Genomic DNA, 21,674 nt, shown 5'->3' with positions numbered 1-21,674 from the left:
CCTGCAGAGCATGGAACCGTTCAGCACCCACACCGGGATCGGCGTCCCGCTGCGCCGGTCCAATGTGGACACCGATCAGATCATCCCCGCCGTCTACCTCAAGCGCGTGACACGCACCGGTTTCGACGACGGGCTCTTCGCCGCCTGGCGCCAGCACGAGGACTTCATCCTCAACACCGAGCCGTTCTCCCGCGGGTCGGTGCTGGTCGCGGGTCCGGACTTCGGCACCGGCAGCTCGCGCGAGCACGCCGTGTGGGCGCTCATGGACTACGGCTTCCGCGTCGTGATCTCGTCGCGCTTCGGCGACATCTTCCGCGGCAACTCGGCCAAGGGCGGGCTCGTCGCGGCGCAGTGCGAGCAGCCCGACGTCGAGCTGCTGTGGAAGCTGCTGGAGACCGAACCGGGCACGGAGGTGACCGTCGACCTGCGGGAACGCACCGTGCAGGCCAAGGATCTCACCGTCGCGTTCCAGATCGACGACTACACGCGCTGGCGGCTGCTCGAGGGGCTCGACGACATCGGTCTGACCCTGCGCCACGAGCCCGACATCACGGCATACGAGCAGGTCAGGCCGGGTTGGCTGCCGGTCACGACGCCCGCGCACTGATCATCGGCCCGCGGTCGGCTGATCGCCCGGACATGCTGCGGCGCAGTCCCCTGACGGAGACTGTTGTTGCACGACAAGGGTTTTTCTTGCGCCGATCTCTGGTGTGAGCTGCGACAACACTCTACCGTGCGCATCCATGAACAAGACGCAGCTCGTGGACGCGCTCGCGGCGCGGCTCGGCGACCGGCGCACCGCGGCCTCCGCGGTCGACGGAGTGCTCTCGATCATCGTGGACACGGTCGGCTCGGGTGGTTCGGTGTCGCTCACCGGGTTCGGCGTCTTCGAGGCGCGTGCCCGGGCCGCCCGGGTCGCCCGCAACCCCCGGACCGGGGACACGGTCGCGGTGCCGCCGACGGTCGTGCCGTCGTTCCGGCCCGGTATCGCCTTCAAGGCGACCGTGTCCGGCAACGGTGCCGCCGCCGAAGGCGCGCGGCCCGCCCCGGCCCGCCGGCCGCGTGCGGCTGCTGCCGCACCCGCGGCCCCGGCCAGGGCGACGCGCAGCCGGGCCAAGGCCGGCTCGTCGTTCGCCGCGGAGAAGCCGGCCCCCAAGCCGGCGGCGAAGTCCGCGACGAAGACGGCGGCCAAGACCACCGCCGCCAAGGCCAAGGCCGCGACCCCCACCCAGGCCAAGGCCGCGGCGGCGAAGGCGGAGAAGCCGGCCGCGAAGCCGAAGAAGGCCAAGGCGAAGAAGTGATCCCGGCCGGGTGACGCCCGGCCGGTCACCGCGCGGGGGTCGCCCGGCGGCCGTCAGCCCATGGGGTCGCGGTAGTAGTCCGCGAAGACGGGTTGGCGGTCGTCGCCGAACCCGATCACCCACGTGCTCGCCTTGCGGGCGGGAATCGCCGCACCTCCGGGGCGGACCCGGTCGGCCAGCGGCGTGCCCGCCGTCAGGGCGTCCACCAGATCGGGGATCACCCCGCCCTGGCTGCAGACCAGCGACACCCCGAGCTGCGTCGCGATCGCGGCCGCCCGTTCGAGGCCGATGGTGGGGTCGGTCGCGAACGCGTTCTCGCCCAACGACGACTCGACGTCGATCCGGACGTCGAGCGCCGCGGCGAGTGGCTCGACCGTCGCGACGCACCGCAGCGGCGGCGCCGAGGCGATCCGGTCGGGGCCGAACAGCCTGAGGAACGGCGTCAGCCGGGCCACCTCGGCGTGCCCCGTCGACGACAACGGGCGCCGCAGGTCGTCGCCGCTCCACGCCTCGCGCCTGCCCGCCTTGGCGTGCCGGACGAGCAGCAGCGTCGACACGACCACCGGCCGCCGGGCGAACAGCCGCAGCACGTCGCGGTCGTGTTCGTAGCTGAGCAGGCCGACGGCCTCGGCTGCCGGGAGGAAGCGCAGCTCGTCGGTTTCCGCGTTCGGCGCGAACACCCCGCCACGCGACTCGCCCGCCCAGTAGCGCACGAGCTTCGCGCCCTCGGCGACGGTGTAGCGGGTCTCGCCCACGCGGGCGCCCAGTCGGATCCGGTGCCCGGTCTCCTCGAACACCTCGCGCACGGCCGCGGCCGCGAGGGTCTCGCCGCGGTCGAGCTTGCCCTTGGGCAGCGACCAGTCGTCGTAACGCGGCCGGTGGACCAGGCCCACCTCCGGGCCACCGGGGCCCTCGCGCCAGAGGACGGCACCGGCGGCGAGGACGTCGACACCCAGGTCGTGCGCGAGCCCGGACCGGTCGGTACGGGTCATCGGCGGGTCACTCGCCGTCGCTGCTGACGGCCGCCGCGGCGTGCAGCTCCATCATCTCGGCCTGGTGGTCGCGCACCCGGTCGACGTCCGAGCCCGGCGGCGGGGACGGCTCCCACGACCCGTCGGCCTGCAGCGTCCAGCAGCGGGTGGCGGGGTCGAGGCAGGAGTCGAAGACGTCGCCGAGCTGGGTCGCCAGCCGCGGGTCGGCCACCCGCAGCAGCACCTCGACGCGCCGGTCCAGGTTGCGGTGCATCATGTCCGCGCTGCCGATCCAGTACTCGTCGGCCGCGCCGAAGTGGAAGATCCGCGAGTGCTCCAGGAAGCGGCCGAGGATCGAACGGACCCGGATGTTCTCCGAGAGGCCCTCGCGGCCGGGGCGGATCGCGCAGATCCCGCGGACGACGACGTCGACCGGCACACCCGCCTGTGACGCGCGGTAGAGCGCGTCGATGACCTGCTCGTCGACCAGCGAGTTGACCTTGATCCGCACGCGGGCGGCGGCGTCGCCCTCGCGGAACGCGTCGATCTCGTCCTCGATGCGGCGCACGATCCCGCGCCGCACGCCGTAGGGCGCGACCAGCAGGCTGCGGTAGGAGGTCTGGCGCGAGTACCCGGTGAGGGTGTTGAACAGGTCGGTGAGGTCGGCGCCGATCGTCGGGTCGGCAGTGAGCACGCCGATGTCCTCGTACAGCCGCGCCGTCTTCGGGTGATAGTTGCCCGTGCCGATGTGGCAGTAGCGCCGGATCTGGGCGCCCTCCTGGCGTACCACCAGCGACGTCTTGCAGTGCGTCTTGAGCCCGACGAGGCCGTAGACGACGTGCACGCCGGCCTTCTCCAGCTCGCGCGCCCAGCGGATGTTGGCCTGTTCGTCGAACCGCGCCTTGATCTCGACGAGCGCCACCACCTGCTTGCCGGCGGCCGCCGCGTCGACGAGCGCGTCGACGATCGGCGAGTCGCCCGAGGTGCGGTAGAGCGTCTGCTTGATGGCCAGCACGTCCGGGTCGGCGGCGGCCTGCTCGATGAACCGCTGCACGCTCGTGGAGAACGAGTCGTACGGGTGGTGGACCATCACGTCGCCTTCGCGCAGCGTCGAGAAGATGCTGCGCGGGGTCTCGCGCTCGGCGAAGGCCGGGTGGGTGGCCGGGCGGAACGGCTCGTCCTTGAGATCGGGCCGGTCGACGCCGTAGACCTCCCACAGACAGGTCAGGTCGAGCAGACCGGGCACGGTGACCACGTCGCCCGGGTCGACGTCGAGCTCGCGCAGCAGCAGCTCCAGGACGTGCTCGCTCATCGTGTCGACGACCTCGAGCCGCACGGGCGGGCCGAACCGGCGACGGGCCAGCTCGCGCTCGAGGGCCTGCAGGAGGTCCTCGTCGCGGTCCTCCTCGACCTCGAGGTCGGCGTTGCGCGTGACGCGGAAGGCGTGCACCTCGGCGACGTCCATGCCGGTGAACAGCTTGCCGAGGTGCGCGGCGATGAGATCCTCGATGGGCAGGAACGTGATGCCGGGGTCGCCGGCGCCCTGGTCGGTGCTCTGGTCGGGGGCCACCCGCACCAGCCGCGGCACGTTGTTGGGGACCTTCACGCGGGCGAACCGCTCGGTGCGGCCCTCGGGGTCGCGGACCGTCACGGCGAGGTTCAGCGACAGGCCCGAGATGTAGGGGAACGGGTGCGCCGGGTCGACCGCGAGCGGCGTCAGCACCGGGAAGACCTGGTCGGTGAAGTAGTTCGAGAGGCGTTCGCGCTGCTCGTCGGACAGGTCGGCCCAGCGGCGGATGTGGATGTCGTACTCGTCGAGCTCGGGGCGCACCTCGTCGAGGAACACACGGGCGTGCGCCTCGGCGAGGACCTGGCTGCGCGCGGTGATGCGGGCCAGCTGCTCGCGCGGGGTGAGGCCGTCGGCGCTGCGGACCGACAGGCCCGTCTCGTCGCGACGCTTCAGCCCGGCGACGCGGACCATGTAGAACTCGTCGAGGTTCGACGCGAAGATCGCCAGGAACTTCGCCCGTTCGAGCAGCGGCTGGCTGGTGTCCTCGGCCAGCGCGAGCACGCGGGCGTTGAAGTCCAGCCAGGACAGCTCGCGGTTGAGGTAGCGGTCGTCGGGCAGCGGGGTGGTCGCCGCCAGGGGCGCCGTCGTCGGCGCGGGCGGCCCGATGGGGGCGGCCCCGGGCGGGGTGGTGGCCGTCGTCGAGGCGGCCTGGGGCGGGACCGCGGGCGTCGAGGTCGCGGCCGTCGCATGTGTCGACGAGGGCGCCGTCGTGGCCGCCGCGGTACGGCGCGAGGCCGTGCCGCGGGCCCGGCCGCCACCGCCCGGCTGAGCGGGTGCGGCCGGCTGCGACGTGTCGGCGCTGACCCGGCGGCTCGACGGGCGGGGGGCGCGGCGGGCACTCGCCCGGCCGCGGGCACGCGATCCCGAGCCCCGGGCGCCCTCGGCGGCGTGGTTGTCGGGCGTGGCCGGGTCAGGGGTCCGCGCGTCGTCACTCACGGTCGAGATTGTTCCCCACTCGGGCGGTCGTGCCGCACTCACCGACATGGCATCCGGGTGAACTCTGGTCGACGCGATGGTCACGTTCTGATCACGTGCTGTTGGCGCGCAAGCATCCTGTCGGCGCGCGGGATCGGTCAGGCGCCGCGGGCGGTGACGGGCAGCGCCGCCGCGGTCCGGGCGCCCAGCCCGAGGGCGACGGCCTCGCGCAGGTCGTCGGGGGTGTCGACGTCGCGGCGCAGGCCCGGCAGGGCGCCGCCGAGCGGCACCGCCCCCGACTCCGCGTGCCGCGCAGCGGAACCGGTGCCGAACATCGGGTCGAGCGCGACCCCGGGCGCCGCGAGGAGCAATGACGTTCCGTCACCGGGGGCGTCGGAGCAGAAGGCCCGCTCGGCACCGGCGGCGAACGCGGCGGCGGCCGCGGCGAGTGCCGCGTCGAGCTCGGCGGGGCGCAGCGCGGGCAGGTCGGACTGCAGCGCGCCGACGATCCCGTCCGGGTCGCGGGCCCTGAGCAGGTCGGCCCCGTGGGTGAGCGCGGCGTTCAGCCCGGGCAGCCCGCCCTCGGCGACGACCTCGACGACCGCCCGGCCCGGCGTCGCGATGTCGTCGTCGTCACCCGTGGTGCGGGTCACCGAGGCGACCCGGCCGGGGCGGAAGGTCTGCCCGACGGCGGTCTCGATCGCGGCGTCCGCCGTGACGACGAGCAGCGTGCGCACCCGCGCGAGGCGGGCCGCCGCGAGCGTGTCCAGCACGAGTGCCAGGGCCAACCGGGCGTGCGCGGCCGGGTCGCCTGCGCCCGCGTCGGCCGCCCCGCGCAGCCGCGACTTGGCCGCGCGCAGTCCCTTGACCGGGACGACGAGGTCGACGTGGGCGGCGGCGGGCGGGCGCACGCCACCATCGTGCATCACGGGCGGGTGGACCCGTGCCGCCCGGTCACGGGAGACTCACCGGAGATCGAGAGCGGGAGGTGCGGGTGAGACGCGAGAAGGGCGGCCTGTGGGTCGCGGTCTGCGCGGCGTTCTTCTACCCGATCGGGTTCCTGACCGGGCGGCAGCGCTACGAGGGTCGCGACCGGTTGCCCGCCCCGGGCGGTGGCGGCGCGCTGGTCGTCGCCAACCACATCTCCTACCTCGACCCCGTGCACACCGCGCTCTGGGTGCACACGGCGCGGCGGATGCCGCGCTTCCTGGCCAAGGCCAGCCTGTGGAAGATCCCGGTCTTCGGCAAGGTGCTGGTCGCCTCGGGGCAGATCCCCGTCTACCGGGAGTCCGCCGACGCGCAGAACAGCCTGCGCGACGGGGAGCGGGCGCTGGCCGAGGGCAAGATCGTCGTCATCTACCCGGAGGGCACGATCACCCGTGACCCCGACGGCTGGCCGATGCTCGCCCGGACGGGCGTCGCGCGGCTGGCGCTGAGCAGCCTCGCGCTCGACCGCGACGTCCCGGTGATCCCCGTCGTCCACTGGGGCACCCGCGAGGTCTACGACCACTACCGCAAGCGGTTCCGCCCGCTGCCGCGCCGCGACATCGTCGTGCGGGCCGGGGACCCGGTCGACCTGTCGGAGTACCGGGGCAGGCCGCTCGACGCCGCGCTGCTGCGCGAGGTCACCGACCTGCTCATGGTCCGGGTCCGCGACCTGCTCGCGCAGGTCCGGGGCGAGCCCGCGCCCGCCGACTTCTTCCGCCGGGGCGGTGCGGCGTGAGCCCCGACGGCGCGCCGCCGCCCGCGGTCCCGCGCATCGTGCCCCCGGCCCTTCCGACGACAGGCGGTGCCTCGTGACCCGAGCCGTCCAGCGGGTGGCCGTGCTCGGGGCCGGGTCGTGGGGGACCGCGTTCGCCAAGGTGCTGGCCGACGCCGGGCGCGAGGTCGCGCTCTGGGCGCGTCGGCCGGAAGTGGCCGCGGCGGTCAACGACACCCGCACCAACCCCGGCTACCTGCCCGGTGTGGAGCTGCCGACGCGCCTGCGGGCCACCACCAACGCCGCGGCCGCGCTCGACGGCGCCGACGCCGTCGTACTGGCGGTGCCGTCGCAGACGTTGCGCGGCAACCTCTCCGGCTGGGCGGCGCTGCTGCCGCCGGGGCGCACGCTCGTCAGCCTCGCCAAGGGCATCGAGCTGGGGACGCTCAAGCGGATGAGCGAGGTCGTCGCCGAGGTGGCGTCGGTGTCGCCCGAGCAGGTCGCCGTCGTGTCCGGGCCCAACCTGGCCAGGGAGATCGCCGCCGCGCAGCCGACCGCGACCGTCATCGCCTGCGCCGACCACGACCGCGCCGTCGCGCTGCAGACCGCCTGCGCCACCGACTACTTCCGCGCCTACACCAACACCGACGTCATCGGCTGCGAGCTCGGGGGCGCCGGCAAGAACGTCATCGCGCTGGCCGTCGGGATCGCGGCCGGGATGGGACTGGGCGACAACAGCCGCGCCTCGGTCATCACCCGCGGACTGGCCGAGATCTCGCGGCTGGGCGCCGACCTGGGCGCCGACCCGCTCACGTTCGCCGGCCTCGCCGGGCTGGGCGACCTCGTCGCGACCTGCTCGTCGCCCTTGTCACGCAACAGGACCTTCGGTGAGCGGCTCGGCCGCGGCGAGAGCCTCGCCCAGGCCGAGGAGGCCAACCACGGGCAGGTGGCCGAGGGCGTGAAGTCGTGCGTGTCGCTGTGCGAGCTGGGGGCCCGGCACGGCGTCGAGCTGCCCATCTCCGACGCCGTGCGACGGGTCTGCCACGAGGGGCTGTCGGCCGCGGCGATGGCCAAGGAGCTGATCACGCGCGCGCCGAAGCCGGAATGAGCGAGCCGCTGGGCGACGGCACCCGGGTGATCCACGGCGGCGCCCGAGTGCCCGCCGTCGGGGACCCGCTGCACCCGGGTCCCGTGCTGTCGTCGACGTTCGCCCTGGGCAGCGGGAGCGGCGACCCGCCGACCGACTTCTACGGCCGCGCAGGCAACCCCACCTGGCGGGCGCTGGAGGCCGCGATCGGCGATCTCGAGGGCGGGGAGTGCACGATCTTCGCGTCGGGAATGGCCGCCGTCGCCGCGGTCCTCGGGACGTGCGCGCGGCCGGGGACGGTCGTGCTGCCCTCCGACGGGTACTACCTCGCCCGCACACTGGCCTCGGACCTCGGGCTGCCGGTGCGGCTCGTACCGACGGTCGCGGCGCCCGACGCCACGTTCACCGACGCGTCGCTCGTCCTGGTCGAGACCCCGTCGAACCCCGGGCTGGACGTCTGCGACATCGCCGTCGTCGCCGCGCGGGCGCACGCCGCGGGCGCGCTCGTGGCCGTCGACAACACGACGGCCACGCCGCTGGGGCAGCGGCCGCTCGAGCTGGGAGCCGACCTCGTCGTCGCGAGCGACACGAAGGCGCTCGCGGGTCACGGGGACGTGGTGCTCGGGCACGTCACGACGGCCGACCCCGCCCTGACGGAGGCCGTCCGGACCGCGCGGACCCGCGGCGGAGCGGTGCCCGGGCCGATGGAGGTCTGGCTCGCGCATCGGGGCCTGGGCACGCTGGACCTGCGGCTGGAGCGGCAGGCGGCGAACGCCCGCGCGATCGCGACGGCGCTGCGGGAGCATCCGGCGGTGTCCGACGTCCGCTGGCCCGGGCTGTCCGACGACCCGGCGCACGCCGTCGCCGCGCGGCAGATGCGCAGGTGGAACGGGGTGCTGCGGTTCACGCTGGCCGACGCGGACGCGGTCGGGCGGTTCCTCGCCGCGTCCGGACTGGTCGAGTCGGCGACGAGTTTCGGCGGGCTGCGGACGTCGGCGGACCGGCGGCAGCGCTGGGGCGACGACGTGGCGCCGGGACTGGTGCGGCTCTCGGCGGGCTGCGAGGACTCCCGCGACCTGGTCACGGACGTGCTGGCCGCCCTGGACCAGATGGGCTGATCCGAGGTGCGCCGATCCGAGGTGTGCTCGGACGGAGCCGAGGGGCGCTAGGAGGCCGGCTCCAGCAGGTGCACCTGGCGCCACGCGACGCGCAGGCCGTGCACGTCGTGCAGCCTGCCTGCGATGAACGAGCGCGCCTCGTCCTCCGTGCGGCTGCCCTCGAGACGGAACGTCCCGCACAGCACCTCTCCGTCCGGCGCCTCGACGACGTAGCCGACGTCGACAGCTGCAGGACGGACCCCGATCCGGCCGAGCTTCATGATGTGAGCTTCGCCCTCCGGTGATCCTGCGTTACGCATCTCGATGTGCACCCCGTCACAGTCGAGCAACCGATCACGAGGTGACCGCTGAACCGTACCTGACGCACACTCGTCGCCGCCCCTGCGCCACCTGCGGGACACGTCGAGATCACAGTCGCGCCGAGCGGCCTCCGTATGGTCGACTAGGTGCGACGAGCGGGAGGTGGTCGCGTGCCCCATCGACAACCCGACCCCATCGGTGCCGACCTCGATCCAGGGGCGGTACCGGGGACCGCACTGTGCCCGGGTGTGGTTCCGACGGGGTCCAGGGTGCTCCTGCTGAACGCCAGCTTCGAACCGCTGGCGGTCGTCACGGCGAAGCGCGCGATCGTGCTGATGCTCAGTGGCAAGGCGGAGTGCGTGGAGGCGGCGATCGGCGGCGGCGCCTTCCACTCTGAGAACCTCACCGTCCCCGCTCCCTCGGTGATGCGCCTCTCGCGCTACGTGCGCGTTCCCTATCGCCGCGCCGTCCCGATGACCCGCGCCGGTGTCCTGCGGCGCGACGGCAGGCGCTGCGCCTACTGCGGTGTCCGGGCCGACACCATCGACCACGTCGTCCCCCGCAGCCGCGGCGGCGACCACTCCTGGGAGAACTGCGTCGCCGCCTGCCGTGGGTGCAACTCCCGCAAGGCCGACCGGCTCCTCGAGGAGCTGGGCTGGACCCTCGCCGTCCCGCCCGCCCCGCCCTCGCGCGCGGGCGGCATCCTCGTGCTCGCCGTCGAGCCGCACCCGACCTGGGAGCCCTGGCTGTCCGCGGCGTAGCGGCTTCCGGTCAGCCGGTCGTGGGGGCTCGCCGCTACCGCGCCGGGGTGCGACGATGATCGCCGCGGCGGGACCACCGGTCGTCGTCCGGCCGCGTCTGGTCCCGAGCCGGAGGGGAGCCGCGCCGATGAGCCATCCCGTCCTAGACCCGGACGACGTACCGCTCGACCGGGCCGCCTTCGGTGCGCTGTCGCGGCGGGCGATCCCACGGTCGGAGCGGCTCGCGCTGGGGCGCTCGCTGCGCGCCCGGACGCCGCGCCGGTCGCTGGGGGAGTGGGCGCCCTCGCCCGACCGCGCCGACGTCCTGCAGCAGTTGCGTGCCGTGCACCGCGGGCGGGTGCCCGAGCTCGTCCGGATCCGGCTGGAGCGGATGTCCGCGTCGCCCTACGGCTTCCTGCGCGGAGCGGCGGGCATCTCCGCCGCCGACTTCGCGACGTTGCCCGCCACCGGCATCCGCCCCGTCATCTGCGGTGACTCCCACCTCGGCAACTTCGGCTTCTACGCCTCGCCCGAGCGTGAGCTGGTGTTCGACCTCAACGACTTCGACGAGTCCCACCCGGGTGCGTGGGAGTGGGACCTGCGCAGGCTCGTGTCGAGCACGTGGGTGGCCGGGCGGATGTCCGGGGCGTCGGAGGAGCAGTGCGAGCACGCCGTCCGGCGCTGCGTCCGGGCGTACCGGCGAAACCTGCGCAGGCTCGCCGCCGAGCCGCTGCTCGCGCGCTCCTTCGAGCGCATCGACGCCGAGGCGATGGAGGATCACATCAGCGGCAGGTCCAGCCGCAAGGCCGTACGCGACGCCGTGAGCCGCGCCCGGACCCGGACCAGCGACCGCGCCCTGCCCCGCTTCACCCACGACGAGGGCGGGCTGCGCCGGATCGTCGAGGAGCCGCCCCTGATCACCCGCCCCGGCCCCGCGGAGTACGACGCCCTGCTCATCGGCCTCGACGACTACCTGTCGACGCTCCCGTTGCACTGGGCGCGCGTCGTCGGCGGATACCACGTGGTCGACATCGCCCACAAGGTCGTCGGGGTCGGGTCGGTCGGCCTGCGGGCCTACCTGGTGCTGTGCGAGGGCTCGAGTTCCGACGACGTGCTGTTCCTGCAGCTCAAGGAGGCCCGTCGGTCGGTCGTCGCGCCGTACGTGCACGGCGGGTCGGCCTGGCACGCACACCAGGGGCAGCGGGTGGTGGAGTACCAGCAGGCCCTGCAGACGGTCTCCGACCCGTTGCTCGGCTGGACGACCGTCGACGACCGGCAGTACTACGTGCGGCAGTTCCGGAACATGAAGGGCGCGCTCGTCCTCGACGACATCGGTGCCGCCGCGCTCGCCGACTACGCCGCGGTCTGCGGGCTGATGCTGGCCAAGGGGCACGCACGCACGAGCGGCGCGTCGATGATCGCGGGGTACTGCGGGCGCGGGGACAACCTGGAGCGGGCGCTCTCCCGCTTCGCGCGGCTCTACGCCGACCAGACCGAGGCCGACCACGAGACCCTCGTGCGGAGCTGAGGCGCCGACCGACCGGGTCGGCGACGGGCTGTGACCGGCCGTCGACCGCCGTTGCTCTGACAACCGGGTGGCTGTCGGTCACGGTCCGTGACGATCATCGGTGCCGGTCCGGCCCGGCTCGCCGCGTTCCGCGCAGTCGTCGGCCGCCGGGTGCCGCCTGTGCCGACCATCCCGGTCCGGCCGCCGCAGACGCTGCCGCACGTCCGCCGCGGACGGAGGGATTCTCCACGGGCCGAAGAGGAGAACGGGACGTTCCGGACGGATGTCTGTGGGAGCGGCGCCCCGCACGGCTCGGTCGGTCGCCGCTCCGGACGGCCCCTGGGCGCCTCGCTGCGGCGATCGGCACAGCCGGAGAGCGCATCATGACGCAGGGTCCACGCTCGGACAGAGCAGTCCGTTGCTGCTGATGGACCATCTGGGCGAAGAGTCACCCTTTCGGCCCCATTCGTGATCGCTGCCTGTAACGGATGTCCCGAAGGGAACGAGTTGGTCGCCGAGGGCAGTGCAACGCGCGGTCGGGGCCGGCGGGGAGCCGGAGTCGCGGGGCATCGTCGCCACACGGTGGTTTCGGGGTCGGAGCGAGGGAAGCTGTGGGCTCTAATGTGGACATCGGGGGGTCGTTCGAGGGGGTGCAGGCCTCCCCGGCGCGAACCCGGCCGGCCCAGCGTGCACCCATCCCGCCACGTCCCCGCGCGGGCGTGGTCAAGGAACGCTGGGAGGCGTACTACGTCGCGGCCACGATCGCGTCCGACACGTGCGCGGTCAGCATCTCGATCCTCGTCGGGTACGTGCTCGGGCTCGGTACCCACGTCCCGTGGCTCGGTGACGTCACGCCGGGGGTCGGCGTCGTTGCGGGCCTCCTCGTCCTGGTGTTCCTCTACCTCTGCCGCGCGTGGGACCCGCGGGTTCTCGGTCAGGGATCGGACGAGTTCAGCCGATTGATGCGGGCGATCCTGAGCGCCGCGGTTGCCCTCGGTCTGCTGGGGCTCGCCGGTCAGGCACTCGCGGCCCGCCCGTGGGTCTTCGGCCTGATCCCGCTCGCCGGCGTGCTGGCGGCACTCGGGCGGCTGCTGTTGCGGTCGCAGATCCGCAGGTTGCGGGCTCGTGGACGGTGCGCCCTGCCCGTGCTGGCCGTCGGCAACGTCGAGTCCGTCGGCGACCTGATCGAGCGGATCCGCCGCGACGAGCAGCGAGGCTGGGTGGTCGTGGGTGCCTGCGTGCCGACGGGAGCGGCACCGGACGGCTCGGACTCGATCGACGGCGTTCCCGTGGTCGGGGACCTGGATGCGGTGGCCGAGGTGGCGCGCGAGGGGGCGCATCGGATCGTCGCGGTGTGCCCGGCTCCGGGATGGTCGCCCGCGAGGTTGCACCAGCTCGCCTGGAACCTGGAGGACCTGACGGCCGAACTGGTGGTCGATCCCGGTCTGATGGACGTGGCCGGGCCCCGGCTGCACGTCGACCCGGTCGACGGCCTGCCGCTGCTGCGGCTCACCCGGCCTACCTTCACCGGCGTCGCGTGGATCGCCAAGCACGTCGTCGACAGGTTCGGTGCCGTCCTGCTCCTGCTGGCGCTCGCGCCCCTGCTCGTGACGGTCGCGGTGGCCGTCAAGCTCGACGGCGGTCCGATCCTGTTCAAGCAGACCCGCGTCGGCCGGCACGGCCGCGAGTTCACGATGTTCAAGTTCCGGTCGATGGTCGTCGACGCCGAGCGCAGGCTCGCGGCGCTGACCGCCGACAACGAGGGCGCCGGCCCGTTGTTCAAGTTGCGCAAGGACCCGCGGATCACCCGGGTCGGTGGCGTGCTGCGCCGGTTCTCGCTCGACGAGCTCCCGCAGCTGTTCAACGTGCTGAACGGGACGATGTCGCTCGTCGGGCCGCGACCGCCGCTGCCGGTCGAGGTGGCCTCCTACGGCCGCGCCGCGCAGCGCCGCCTCCTCGTCCGTCCGGGACTGACGGGGCTCTGGCAGATCAGCGGGCGCAGCGACCTCACCTGGGAGCAGTCCGTGCGGCTGGATCTGCGCTATGTCGAGAACTGGAACCTCGCCCTCGACGCCCGCATTCTCTGGAAGACCCTCGGTGCGGTGATCTCAAGGCGCGGAGCCTACTGAAAGGAACCTCGTGACGAAGAGTTTCGTGCGCTCGTCCGACCTGCAGGCCCGATTGCACCGAGTGGTCCCGGGAGGCGCGCACACCTTCGCGAAGGCGTCGGACCAATATCCCGAGGGGATGGCGCCGGTTCTCGTTCGGGGCCGGGCCGCGCACGTTTGGGACGTCGACGGAAACGAATTCGTCGAGTACGGGATGGGTATGCGGGCGATCACGCTCGGTCACTGCTTCGAGCCGGTGCTCGACGCCGTCCGCGCCGTGCTGGACCGGGGCATCGCCTTCACCCGCCCCACCGACCTCGAGCTCGCGGCCGCCGAGGACTTCCTCGGGTTCGTGCCCGGCGCCGACATGGTCAAGTTCTGCAAGAACGCGTCCGACGCGACCGCCACCGCCATCAGGCTCGCGCGCGGCGCGACCGGTCGCGATCTCGTCGCCATGTGCTCGGACCAGCCGTACTTCTCCTCGCAGGACTGGTTCGTCGGAACGCTGCCGATCAACACCGGCGTGCCGGAGGCGGTCCGCGCGCTGGTGCGGCCCTTCGGCTACAACGACCTGTCGTCGCTGGAGGCGGTGTTCGAGGCCGAGCCGGGCAGGGTCGCGTGCGTGATCCTCGAGGCGGCTAGTGCGCTCACCGAGCCCGAGCCCGGCTACCTCGAGGGCGTGCGGGCGCTGTGCGACCGGCACGGCGCCGTCCTCGTCTTCGACGAGACGATCACCGGCCTGCGCTGGGCGCTCGGCGGGGCACAGGCCGTGTACGGGGTCCGTCCGGACCTTTCGACCTGGGGAAAGGCCATGGGGAACGGCTTCCCGATCGCGGCGCTGGCCGGTCGGCGGGAGCTCATGGAGCTGGGCGGGCTCGACACCGACCGCCCGCGCGTGTTCGTGCTGTCCAGCACGAACGGCGCCGAGACGGTGTCGCTCGCCGCGTTCCGTGCGGTCGTCGCGGCGTACCGGCGCGACGACCCCGTGGCGACCATGGAGGCGCGCGGCGCCGCGCTCGCCGACGGCGTCAACGCCGCGGCGGCGGAGGCGGGCATCGGTGAGTACCTCGACGTCGTCGGCCGGCGTTCCTGCATGGTCTTCCGCACCTTCGACCGCGACGGCCGCCCCTCCCAGGCCATGCGGACGCTGTTCCTGACGGAGCTGCTGCAGCGCGGCGTCCTCGGCCAGTCGTTCGTCATCTCCGCCGCGCACACCCCGGCCGACGTCGACGCGACGATCGAGGCCGCGCGGGCCGCGATGCCCAGCTACCGGAAGGCGCTCGAGACCGGCCGGCCGGAGGAGCTGTTCGACGGCAGACCGGTAGCCCCGGCACACCGCCTGATGGCCGAACCGCGGCGGTTGCGCGTCACAAATTAGTTACACAGCGTCGCCGAACTGTGCTCTGGACGATGTAACGCGACGAGCGGATCGGTCGAGTTACCCGGCAAGAGAAATCGAGTCGGGTTCGTTGGTCGGGGCTCTCCGAAATCCTGCGGCCGACATGATCGGTTCTGTGGGGAGAATTCGATGCAGGGGCACGCCGAGCCGCGATGTGGTCCTTTCCGGACACATCGGTCCGGCCGCGCAGAAATGGGAGCGCAGCGTCGTGGCGAATGAGGACGTCGCCCGGCTCAGCGTCGTCGGGGACGTGATTCGCGGCAGGTGGCGCGGGCTGCTCGCTCTCGCCGTCGCCGGGGCCGTGCTGGGGTTCGGTGCGTCCTTCGTGCTCTCGCCAGGACAGCAGGCCACCGGCAAGGTCCTGGTCCAGGGGCAACGCACGCCCGACCAGCTGCTCACCGAGACCCAGATCGCCACGAGCCTCTCGGTCGCCGACCAGGTAGCCGCCGCCCTGAACTGGGGACGTACCGGCGCCCAGCTGCAACAGGTGATCAGCGCGGCCGTGTCCGACGGGAACGTCATCGACATCTCGGGTGTCGCGGACACGCCCGCCGACGCCCGCCGGCTCGCCGACGAGGCCGCGAAGCAGTACGTGGCCTTCTCCGCGAAGATGACCGACGACGCCGTGCAGGCGGCGCAGGCGGCGCAGACGCAGCAGCGCGCCACGATCCAGAAGCGGATCGACGACCTGGACCAGCAGATCGCCCGGGCCGGGACCGACGCCGGCGGACCCCCGGCGGGCGCCGACGCGAACGCCGCCGGGCCGACGGCCGGGTCGGCGGGCGCCACGGACACCGCCGGCCAGACCCCCGACCAGCTCCGCGCCGCCCGCGCCGCCGCGCAGTCCCAACTCGAGGAGTTCGACCGGCAGGCCGCGGCGGGCTCCGGACAGACCGGCATCTCGACCGGTGCGGTCTCGATCCTCGAGGCCGCGCAGGACCGCGGTGCCGCGGCTCCCTCACCGCTGCAGCTGACCGCGGGCGGCGCGCTCGTCGCGGCCGTCGGTGGTCTGCTGGTCATGCTGTGGGCGCGTCGCCGGACCGGTCGGGTCGGCGACCCCGACATCATCGAGTCCGCGCTCGGCGCAGGCGTCGTCTCGACGGTCACCGTCGTGCGGCCCGATGCCGACGCGACGGGGCCGACGCCGGCCCGTCACGGCCTCGCAGGGCTGCTCAGGACCCTCTTCTCCGACCGCTCGCGGTGGGAGCTCGACCCGCTCCCGCCGGGCCGGACCGACGACGAGCGCACCCGCTACCGCCGAGCGCTGGCACGGCTGCTCGGCGAGGCCAGCCGCAGCCGGCACGACCTGCTCGCCGTCGTCGCCGCGGACGACCTGACCGCCGTGCGGGCCGTGGCGGAGTTCGTCGTCACGGCGCAGGCCGGCCTGGGAGAGGTCGGGGTCGTCACCGACTCCGACGTCGCGCGCGCGGAGCTCGCCGCGGCCTGCGACGGCGGTCCGGCGATCGCGGTGGCAGACGACGACGAGCTCCTGCCGGAACCGACCTGCAGCCGGTTCCGGATCGTCACCGTCGACGTGGACGGCGTCCGTCCGTCGGTACCCGACACCGCCCCGGTGGATGCGACGGTCGTCGTCACCACCGTCGGGGCCCGGTCGGCCACAGAGCTCTCCGACATCGCCGGAGCGGTGCTCGACGCCGGGCACGTCGTGACCGGAGTGCTGCTCGTGCGGCCACGCCGCGCGGCGGACCCTGAGACCGAGCCCGAGCCGGAGCCCGAGGCGGCCCCGGCGCCGGAGGTGGCCACGAGCGGCAACGGCCACACCAACGGTGTTCCGGCGGTCCGATCGTGAAGATGTTCGACCTGGTCCCGACCGGTTCCGAGACCTCGACGCCGCTGTTCGACCTGCACGCGCTCGTCGCCGGTGTCCGACGGCGCATGCGGCCCTGGCTGCTGGTGGCGCTGATCGGCCTGCTGGCCGGTGCGGCGCTGCCGATCGTGATGCCCGGCAGCGCCACCGCGGCCGCGCGGATCTACGTCGTCGACTCCGACCAGACCGACACGGGCGAGGCCCGGATGCAGACCGCGGTCGCGATCATGCAGTCGAGCACGGTCGCCGACGCCGCCCTGCGCACGCTCGGCTCCACGATGCCGACACGCGACTTCATCAAGACCTACACCGCCACCTCCAGCGGCGTGAACCTCGTCGACCTGACCGTCCGGGCCGGCAACCCGGCGACCGCCGTCGCCAACGCCACGGCCATCGCCGACGCGTTCGTGGCCGACCACATCGGTCGCGCACAGGCCGCGGCCGACGCCTACACCCAGGCCCTGCAGACCCGGGTCGCGGACCTGCGCAGGCAGCTGGCGCAGCTGAACCGCCCGGGGGCGGCCGCCGACCCCGCCGCCCAGGCACAGCTGCAGGCGCAGATCGACGGCCTCACGCAGCAGACCCAGCAGGCGACGCTGGGCGCTCCCGAGGTCGTGGCGGGGACGCGGGTCATCGACGCGCCGCATTCGACGACCCGGTCGCTGAAGTCGGCGATGGCGATCAACGGTGGACTCGGGCTGCTGGTCGGGCTCATGCTCGGGCTGCTGGCGGCGCTGCTGCTCACCGTCGTCGGGGACCGGCCGGTCCTGCGCCGCGACGTCTCCGCGAACCTCGGCGCCTCGGTCGTGGCGCAGCTCGGCAGGCGCCGGCTGCTCCTTCCCGGGCGCCCCCGCCGGTCCCGGCGCGACCAGGAGCGGGTCGTCGTCGAGCTCGCCCGGTCGGTGCGGGCGGAATCTCGCGACGTCGTGCTGGTCGAGGTGGGCGCCGCCGATGTCGCCGCCGAGCTGGCGACCGGCATCGCCACCGAGCTCGCGAGCGACGGCGGCGACGTCGTGGTCGTCGACGACCTGCCCGGGGACACCGAGCACGTCGCGCCCGAGGACGGCTCCACGGTCCGGGTCGTCGGCGGCGCCGACCACGTGCGCGGCGCCGAGCACACGGCGGCCCGCGTGGTCGGTCTGACCTCGGCGGCTCCGGGGACGACGTGGTCGGGACCGCTGCTCGACGACTCCGTCGCGTTCGTGGTCGTGCGCGCGGCAGGCGCCTCCACCGCGTGGCTGCACACCGTCGCGCGCCGGCTCGACGATGCAGGGGTCGAGGTCCTGGGCGTCGTCCTCGTCGATCCCGATCCGCGTGACCGCTCGGACGGGACACTGTGGACGGCGACGCACCCCGAGCTGCGTGCGCGCAGCGCGCCCGGGGAGGCGCGGGCCGACCGGGTCGTCGTGGCCACCGGGACGGCCCCGGGCACGACCGACGACGCCGACGCGCTCCCGGCCGCCGCGGCCGACGCCGTGACCGAGCCGAGGACCGAGTCGGTGGCCGCGCAGGAGGTGGCCGCGGAGAAGGTGGCCGCGGAGAAGGTGGCCGCGGAGAAGGCGGCCGCGGAGAAGGCGGCCGCGGAGAAGGTGGCCGCGGAGAAGGTGGCCGCGGAGAAGGCGGCCGCGGAGAAGGCTGCGGCGGAGAAGGCTGCGGCGGAGAAGGTGGCCGCGGAGAAGGCTGCGGCGGAGAAGGCGGCCGCGGAGAAGGCGGCCGCGGACAAGGCGGCGGCGGAGAAGGCTGCGGCGGAGAAGGCTGCCGCGGAGGCCGAGTCGCCGACGGTCAGGATCGCCGCGGTGGCCGGTGCGGCGATGTCGTCGGAATCCAGCGTGTTCACCGTCGTCGAGTCCCCGACGGTCCGGATACCCGCGGTCGCGGGGCTGTCACGGAAGGCCGGGTCGGGCCCGGCGTCGGTGGTCCCACTCGCGGTCTCCACGGCCGGCTCGGACGCGCACGCCGACTCGCCGACCGTCCGCATCGCGGCGGTGCGGGGTGCGGGCCCGAGCGCCGACGAGCGCACGCGACCGGGCGGGGAACCCGACCACGCGCCCGGCCCGTCCGGTCCGCCGCACGGCGGGCCGCCGTCCCCGACGAAGGGCGACGCCACCACCGGCGTGACCGCGGCCAAGGGTCGGTCCGCGCCCAAGAGCGGGCCCGCGGCCACGACGCGGACCGGGACCGACCAGGCGGACACCGCCGCGTCGGCGACCGCCGAGCCGGCCGGTGCCGAGCCCGCGAGCGACCCGCCCAAGACGACCCGGCGCGGCACCCGGACCAAGCGGAGCACGACGTCGACGACGGGCACGTCCGCGAAGAAGGACGGCACGACCCGCGCCCGCGCGGGGCGGGCGGGTCGCCGGGCGGCACGCAAGGACGCCGCCGCCGAGACCACCGCGAACGCGGCGACGGCCGAGGCGCAGGAGTCCGCGGCGGCCGAGGAGAAGGCCCCGGCGAAGCCGGCCGCCCGCCCCCGGGCCCGCAAGCGGAGCACATCGACACGTACGGCCGCCCCGGACGGGGCTGCCGATTCCGAACCGTTCGTCCCGGTCGTGGCATCCACACCGGCCGATCACCGGGGGTAGGCATGAACGTGACCCTGTTCGGGCTGGGCTACGTCGGATCGGTGACGGCGACGTGCCTGGCCGACCGCGGGCACCGGGTCGTCGGCGTCGACACCGACGCCGGCAAGGTCGCCACCGTCAACGGGGGCAGGCCCACCGTCATCGAACCCGGTCTCGACGAGATCGCCGCGCGGGTCGTCGCCGAGGGCGCGCTGCGTGCCTCGGTCTCCGCGGCGGACGGCATGCAGGACAGCGACCTGTCACTGGTGTGCGTCGGCACGCCGTCGGCGCAGGGCGGCAGTACCGACCTGACCTACGTCCGGCGCGTCGTCGCCCAGATCGGTGCCGCGCTGGCGGAGACCTCGCGCCCGCACACCGTCGTCATCCGGTCGACGGTGCCTCCCGGCACCGTCGACGACGTCGTCGTCCCGTTGCTGGAGGCCACGTCGGGCCGGCGGGTGGGCGCGGACCTGCACGTCGCCATGTGCCCGGAGTTCCTGCGCGAGGGCTCCAGCGTCGAGGACTTCTTCGAGCCGCCGTTCCTGGTCATCGGTGGCTCCCCGGTCGCGGCCGCGGCCGTCCGCGAGCTGTTCGCGTTCCTGACCTGCTCGGTTCACGTCGTGCAGACGCGGGCGGCGGAGAGCGTCAAGTACGCCTCGAACGCCTTCCACGCGCTCAAGGTCGCGTTCACCAACGAGGTCGCCCGGCTCTACCGGACCCTCGACGTCGACGCCCGCGACGTCATGAAGGTGTTCGTCGAGGACCGCCAGCTCAACATCTCGCCCGCCTACCTGCGCCCCGGGTTCGCGTTCGGCGGGTCCTGCCTGCCCAAGGACGTCCGCTCGCTGCTGCACCTCGGCCGGGTCAACGACGTCGACCTGCCCGTGCTCGCCGGCGCGCTGGCGTCGAACGAGATCCTCGTCCGTGACGTCGCCGATCGCGTCCTGCAGGAGATCGACGCCCGCGGCGGCGACAACCGCCGGGTGACGCTCGTCGGGCTGGCGTTCAAGCACGCGACCGACGACCTGCGCGAGAGCCCGAACGTCGCGCTGGCGGAGATCCTGATCGGCAAGGGCGTCGACGTGCACATCTACGACCCGATCATCAGCATGTCGCAGCTGTCGGGCGCGAACCTGCGCTACGTCCGGTCGAAGCTGCCGCACCTGCAGAAGGTGCTGCACGACGACGCGGCGTCGGCGCTGGCGGGCTCGCTCGTGGCGGTGGTGTCATCGGCGGCGCCGCGGGTGGTCGACGCGATCGTGGCCGCCGACCCGGCGGTCGTGATCGACCTCAACGGCAGGCTCGCGGCGCTCGAGGTGCTGCCCGGATACCAGGGTGTGGGCTGGTGAGGTTCCGTCGACGAGTGCCCGGCCGGCATGTCTGCATAGTGGTGCAGAACCTGCCGGTGCCGTTCGACCGCCGCGTGTGGCTCGAGTGCAGGGCGCTCGTGGCCGCGGGCTACGAGGTCTCGGTCGTCTGCCCGAAGGGGCCGGGCGATCCGTCCTACCAGGAGCTCGAGGGCGTCCACATCTTCAAGTACCGGGCGTTCCCGCCGATCACCCGGCAGGTCATGTTCCTGGCCGAGTACGCGTACTCCATCGTCGCGACGCTGCTCGGGCTCGCGAAGGCGTGGCGGCGCAACCGATTCACGGTCGTGCAGGTCTGCAACCCGCCGGACGTGCTGTGGACCGCGGTGCTGCCCTTCACGCTGCTGTTCGGCGTCCGGATGGTGTTCGACCAGCACGACCTGTGCCCGGAGCTGTACGAGTCGAGGTTCGAGTCGGCCGGGTCGCTGCCCTACAAGGCGCTCGTGCTGGCCGAGCGGGCGACGTACGCGCTGTCGTCCCACGTCATCTCGACGAACGAGTCCTACCGGGCCGTCGCGATGAGGCGCGGCCGCAAGAAGCCCTCGGACGTGACCGTGGTGCGCACCGGCCCGGACCCGGAGAAGATGCGCCGCCGGGAGCCGGACGCGTCGCTGCGCCGCGGGCACCGGCACCTGCTCGTCTACATCGGGGTGATGGGCCCGCAGGACGGCGTCGACCTCGCGATCCGGGCCATGGAGCACATCGTCCACACGCGGGGGCGCACCGACGTCGCGCTCACGCTCATCGGTGACGGCGACGCCGCCCCGGCGCTGCGTGCCCTGACCACCGAACTGCGCCTCGACGACCACGTCGTCTTCACCGGCCGCGCGCCCGACGACGTCGTCAAGGGGCTGATGTCGACCGCGGACATCGGCCTCTCGCCGGACCCGAAGAACGCGCTGAACGACGTCTCCACGATGAACAAGACGATGGAGTACATGGCCTTCGAGCTGCCGGTCGTCGCGTTCGACCTGGTGGAGACGAAGGTGTCGGCCGCCGACGCCGCGGTGTACGCGACGCCCAACGACGTCGCGGAGTACGGGGACGCGGTGCTCGCGCTCCTCGACGACGAGGTCACCCGCAAGCACATGGGCGAGGTCGGCAGGCGCCGGGTCGAGGACGTGCTGGCCTGGCGCCACCAGATCCCGCCCTACGTCGGCGTCTACGACCGGCTCATCGGATCCTGAGGAAGAGAGACCGACG

Annotated in this window: 17 protein-coding genes; 13 read left to right on the top strand and 4 right to left on the bottom strand. The window is 73.6% G+C overall.

Annotated elements, in window-relative coordinates:
- Positions 1 to 10: 10 nt before the first annotated feature.
- Positions 11 to 607, top strand: coding sequence for a 3-isopropylmalate dehydratase small subunit (gene leuD, locus PSD17_RS33020; protein ID WP_013673998.1), 597 nt, complete (start codon positions 11 to 13; stop codon positions 605 to 607).
- A 136-nt stretch (positions 608 to 743) separates the two neighbouring features.
- The gene (locus PSD17_RS33015; protein WP_103383137.1) at positions 744 to 1,301 is read left to right on the top strand and encodes an HU family DNA-binding protein; all 558 of its coding nucleotides are present in this window, start codon (positions 744 to 746) and stop codon (positions 1,299 to 1,301) included.
- 53 nt (positions 1,302 to 1,354) lie between these two features.
- On the opposite strand, the gene PSD17_RS33010 is transcribed toward PSD17_RS33015, so the two are convergent.
- The 3 genes from PSD17_RS33010 to cofC form a co-directional block, all read right to left on the bottom strand.
- Positions 1,355 to 2,293, bottom strand: coding sequence for an NUDIX hydrolase (locus tag PSD17_RS33010; protein ID WP_013674000.1), 939 nt, complete (start codon positions 2,291 to 2,293; stop codon positions 1,355 to 1,357).
- Between the two features lie 7 nt (positions 2,294 to 2,300).
- Positions 2,301 to 4,826, bottom strand: coding sequence for an RNA degradosome polyphosphate kinase (locus PSD17_RS33005; RefSeq protein WP_013674001.1), 2,526 nt, complete (start codon positions 4,824 to 4,826; stop codon positions 2,301 to 2,303).
- Between the two features lie 89 nt (positions 4,827 to 4,915).
- A complete protein-coding gene (gene cofC, locus PSD17_RS33000) occupies positions 4,916 to 5,683 on the bottom strand; it encodes a 2-phospho-L-lactate guanylyltransferase (RefSeq protein WP_013674002.1) in 768 nt (255 codons plus the stop codon).
- Between the two features lie 68 nt (positions 5,684 to 5,751).
- On the opposite strand from cofC, the gene PSD17_RS32995 reads away from it, so the two are divergent.
- From PSD17_RS32995 to PSD17_RS32985, 3 genes are all read left to right on the top strand, one after another.
- Entirely contained in the window at positions 5,752 to 6,480 is a 729-nt protein-coding gene (locus tag PSD17_RS32995; protein ID WP_339126137.1) for a lysophospholipid acyltransferase family protein, read from the top strand.
- A gap of 73 nt (positions 6,481 to 6,553) precedes the next feature.
- Positions 6,554 to 7,564, top strand: coding sequence for an NAD(P)H-dependent glycerol-3-phosphate dehydrogenase (locus PSD17_RS32990; RefSeq protein WP_013674004.1), 1,011 nt, complete (start codon positions 6,554 to 6,556; stop codon positions 7,562 to 7,564).
- Positions 7,561 to 8,661 carry a cystathionine gamma-lyase gene (locus PSD17_RS32985; protein WP_339126136.1) on the top strand — a complete coding sequence of 367 codons (1,101 nt, stop codon included), beginning with the start codon at positions 7,561 to 7,563 and terminating at the stop codon, positions 8,659 to 8,661. The genes PSD17_RS32990 and PSD17_RS32985 overlap by 4 nt, the downstream gene beginning before the upstream one ends.
- A 47-nt stretch (positions 8,662 to 8,708) precedes the next feature.
- On the opposite strand, the gene PSD17_RS32980 is transcribed toward PSD17_RS32985, so the two are convergent.
- The gene (locus tag PSD17_RS32980; RefSeq protein ID WP_013674006.1) at positions 8,709 to 8,921 is read right to left on the bottom strand and encodes a hypothetical protein; all 213 of its coding nucleotides are present in this window, start codon (positions 8,919 to 8,921) and stop codon (positions 8,709 to 8,711) included.
- 210 nt (positions 8,922 to 9,131) lie between these two features.
- Here PSD17_RS32980 and PSD17_RS32975 point away from each other — a divergent pair, with 210 nt between their 5' ends.
- From PSD17_RS32975 to PSD17_RS32940, 8 genes are all read left to right on the top strand, one after another.
- Positions 9,132 to 9,722, top strand: a complete 591-nt coding sequence (locus PSD17_RS32975) for an HNH endonuclease (protein ID WP_013674007.1) — start codon at positions 9,132 to 9,134, stop codon at positions 9,720 to 9,722.
- A gap of 127 nt (positions 9,723 to 9,849) precedes the next feature.
- Entirely contained in the window at positions 9,850 to 11,229 is a 1,380-nt protein-coding gene (locus tag PSD17_RS32970) for a DUF2252 domain-containing protein (RefSeq protein ID WP_339126135.1), read from the top strand.
- A gap of 602 nt (positions 11,230 to 11,831) precedes the next feature.
- Positions 11,832 to 13,337, top strand: coding sequence for a sugar transferase (locus PSD17_RS32965; RefSeq protein ID WP_233899369.1), 1,506 nt, complete (start codon positions 11,832 to 11,834; stop codon positions 13,335 to 13,337).
- A 10-nt stretch (positions 13,338 to 13,347) separates the two neighbouring features.
- Positions 13,348 to 14,694 (top strand): glutamate-1-semialdehyde 2,1-aminomutase, encoded by a 1,347-nt coding sequence (locus PSD17_RS32960; protein ID WP_013674010.1) that lies wholly within the window; start codon positions 13,348 to 13,350, stop codon positions 14,692 to 14,694.
- A 229-nt stretch (positions 14,695 to 14,923) separates the two neighbouring features.
- On the top strand, positions 14,924 to 16,525 hold the full coding sequence (locus tag PSD17_RS32955) for a hypothetical protein (protein WP_339126134.1): 1,602 nt from the start codon (positions 14,924 to 14,926) through the stop codon (positions 16,523 to 16,525).
- 2 nt (positions 16,526 to 16,527) lie between these two features.
- A complete protein-coding gene (locus PSD17_RS32950) occupies positions 16,528 to 19,125 on the top strand; it encodes a histone H1-like repetitive region-containing protein (protein WP_339126174.1) in 2,598 nt (865 codons plus the stop codon).
- Positions 19,126 to 19,127: 2 nt separating this feature from the next.
- Complete coding sequence (locus PSD17_RS32945) at positions 19,128 to 20,453, top strand: nucleotide sugar dehydrogenase (RefSeq protein ID WP_339126133.1); 1,326 nt, start codon at positions 19,128 to 19,130, stop codon at positions 20,451 to 20,453.
- Positions 20,454 to 20,491: 38 nt separating this feature from the next.
- On the top strand, positions 20,492 to 21,658 hold the full coding sequence (locus PSD17_RS32940) for a glycosyltransferase family 4 protein (protein ID WP_339126131.1): 1,167 nt from the start codon (positions 20,492 to 20,494) through the stop codon (positions 21,656 to 21,658).
- The last annotated feature ends 16 nt before the right edge of the window (positions 21,659 to 21,674 follow it).

The organism is Pseudonocardia sp. D17, assembly GCF_036984265.1.
Lineage (GTDB): Bacteria > Actinomycetota > Actinomycetes > Mycobacteriales > Pseudonocardiaceae > Pseudonocardia > Pseudonocardia benzenivorans.
This window is presented reverse-complemented; position numbering and strand designations above follow the sequence as displayed.

What these genes read in the sequence shown, in the direction of transcription:
- PSD17_RS32970 (WP_339126135.1), top strand. Translation starts at nt 9,850, where the DNA reads ATGAGCCATCCCGTCCTAGACCCGGACGACGTACCGCTCGACCGGGCC.
- PSD17_RS33005 (WP_013674001.1), bottom strand. Translation starts at nt 4,826, where the DNA reads ATGTCGGTGAGTGCGGCACGACCGCCCGAGTGGGGAACAATCTCGACC.
- PSD17_RS32945 (WP_339126133.1), top strand. Translation starts at nt 19,128, where the DNA reads ATGAACGTGACCCTGTTCGGGCTGGGCTACGTCGGATCGGTGACGGCG.
- PSD17_RS32950 (WP_339126174.1), top strand. Translation starts at nt 16,528, where the DNA reads ATGTTCGACCTGGTCCCGACCGGTTCCGAGACCTCGACGCCGCTGTTC.
- leuD (WP_013673998.1), top strand. Translation starts at nt 11, where the DNA reads ATGGAACCGTTCAGCACCCACACCGGGATCGGCGTCCCGCTGCGCCGG.
- PSD17_RS32980 (WP_013674006.1), bottom strand. Translation starts at nt 8,921, where the DNA reads ATGAAGCTCGGCCGGATCGGGGTCCGTCCTGCAGCTGTCGACGTCGGC.
- PSD17_RS33015 (WP_103383137.1), top strand. Translation starts at nt 744, where the DNA reads ATGAACAAGACGCAGCTCGTGGACGCGCTCGCGGCGCGGCTCGGCGAC.
- PSD17_RS33010 (WP_013674000.1), bottom strand. Translation starts at nt 2,293, where the DNA reads ATGACCCGTACCGACCGGTCCGGGCTCGCGCACGACCTGGGTGTCGAC.
- PSD17_RS32985 (WP_339126136.1), top strand. Translation starts at nt 7,561, where the DNA reads ATGAGCGAGCCGCTGGGCGACGGCACCCGGGTGATCCACGGCGGCGCC.
- cofC (WP_013674002.1), bottom strand. Translation starts at nt 5,683, where the DNA reads ATGCACGATGGTGGCGTGCGCCCGCCCGCCGCCGCCCACGTCGACCTC.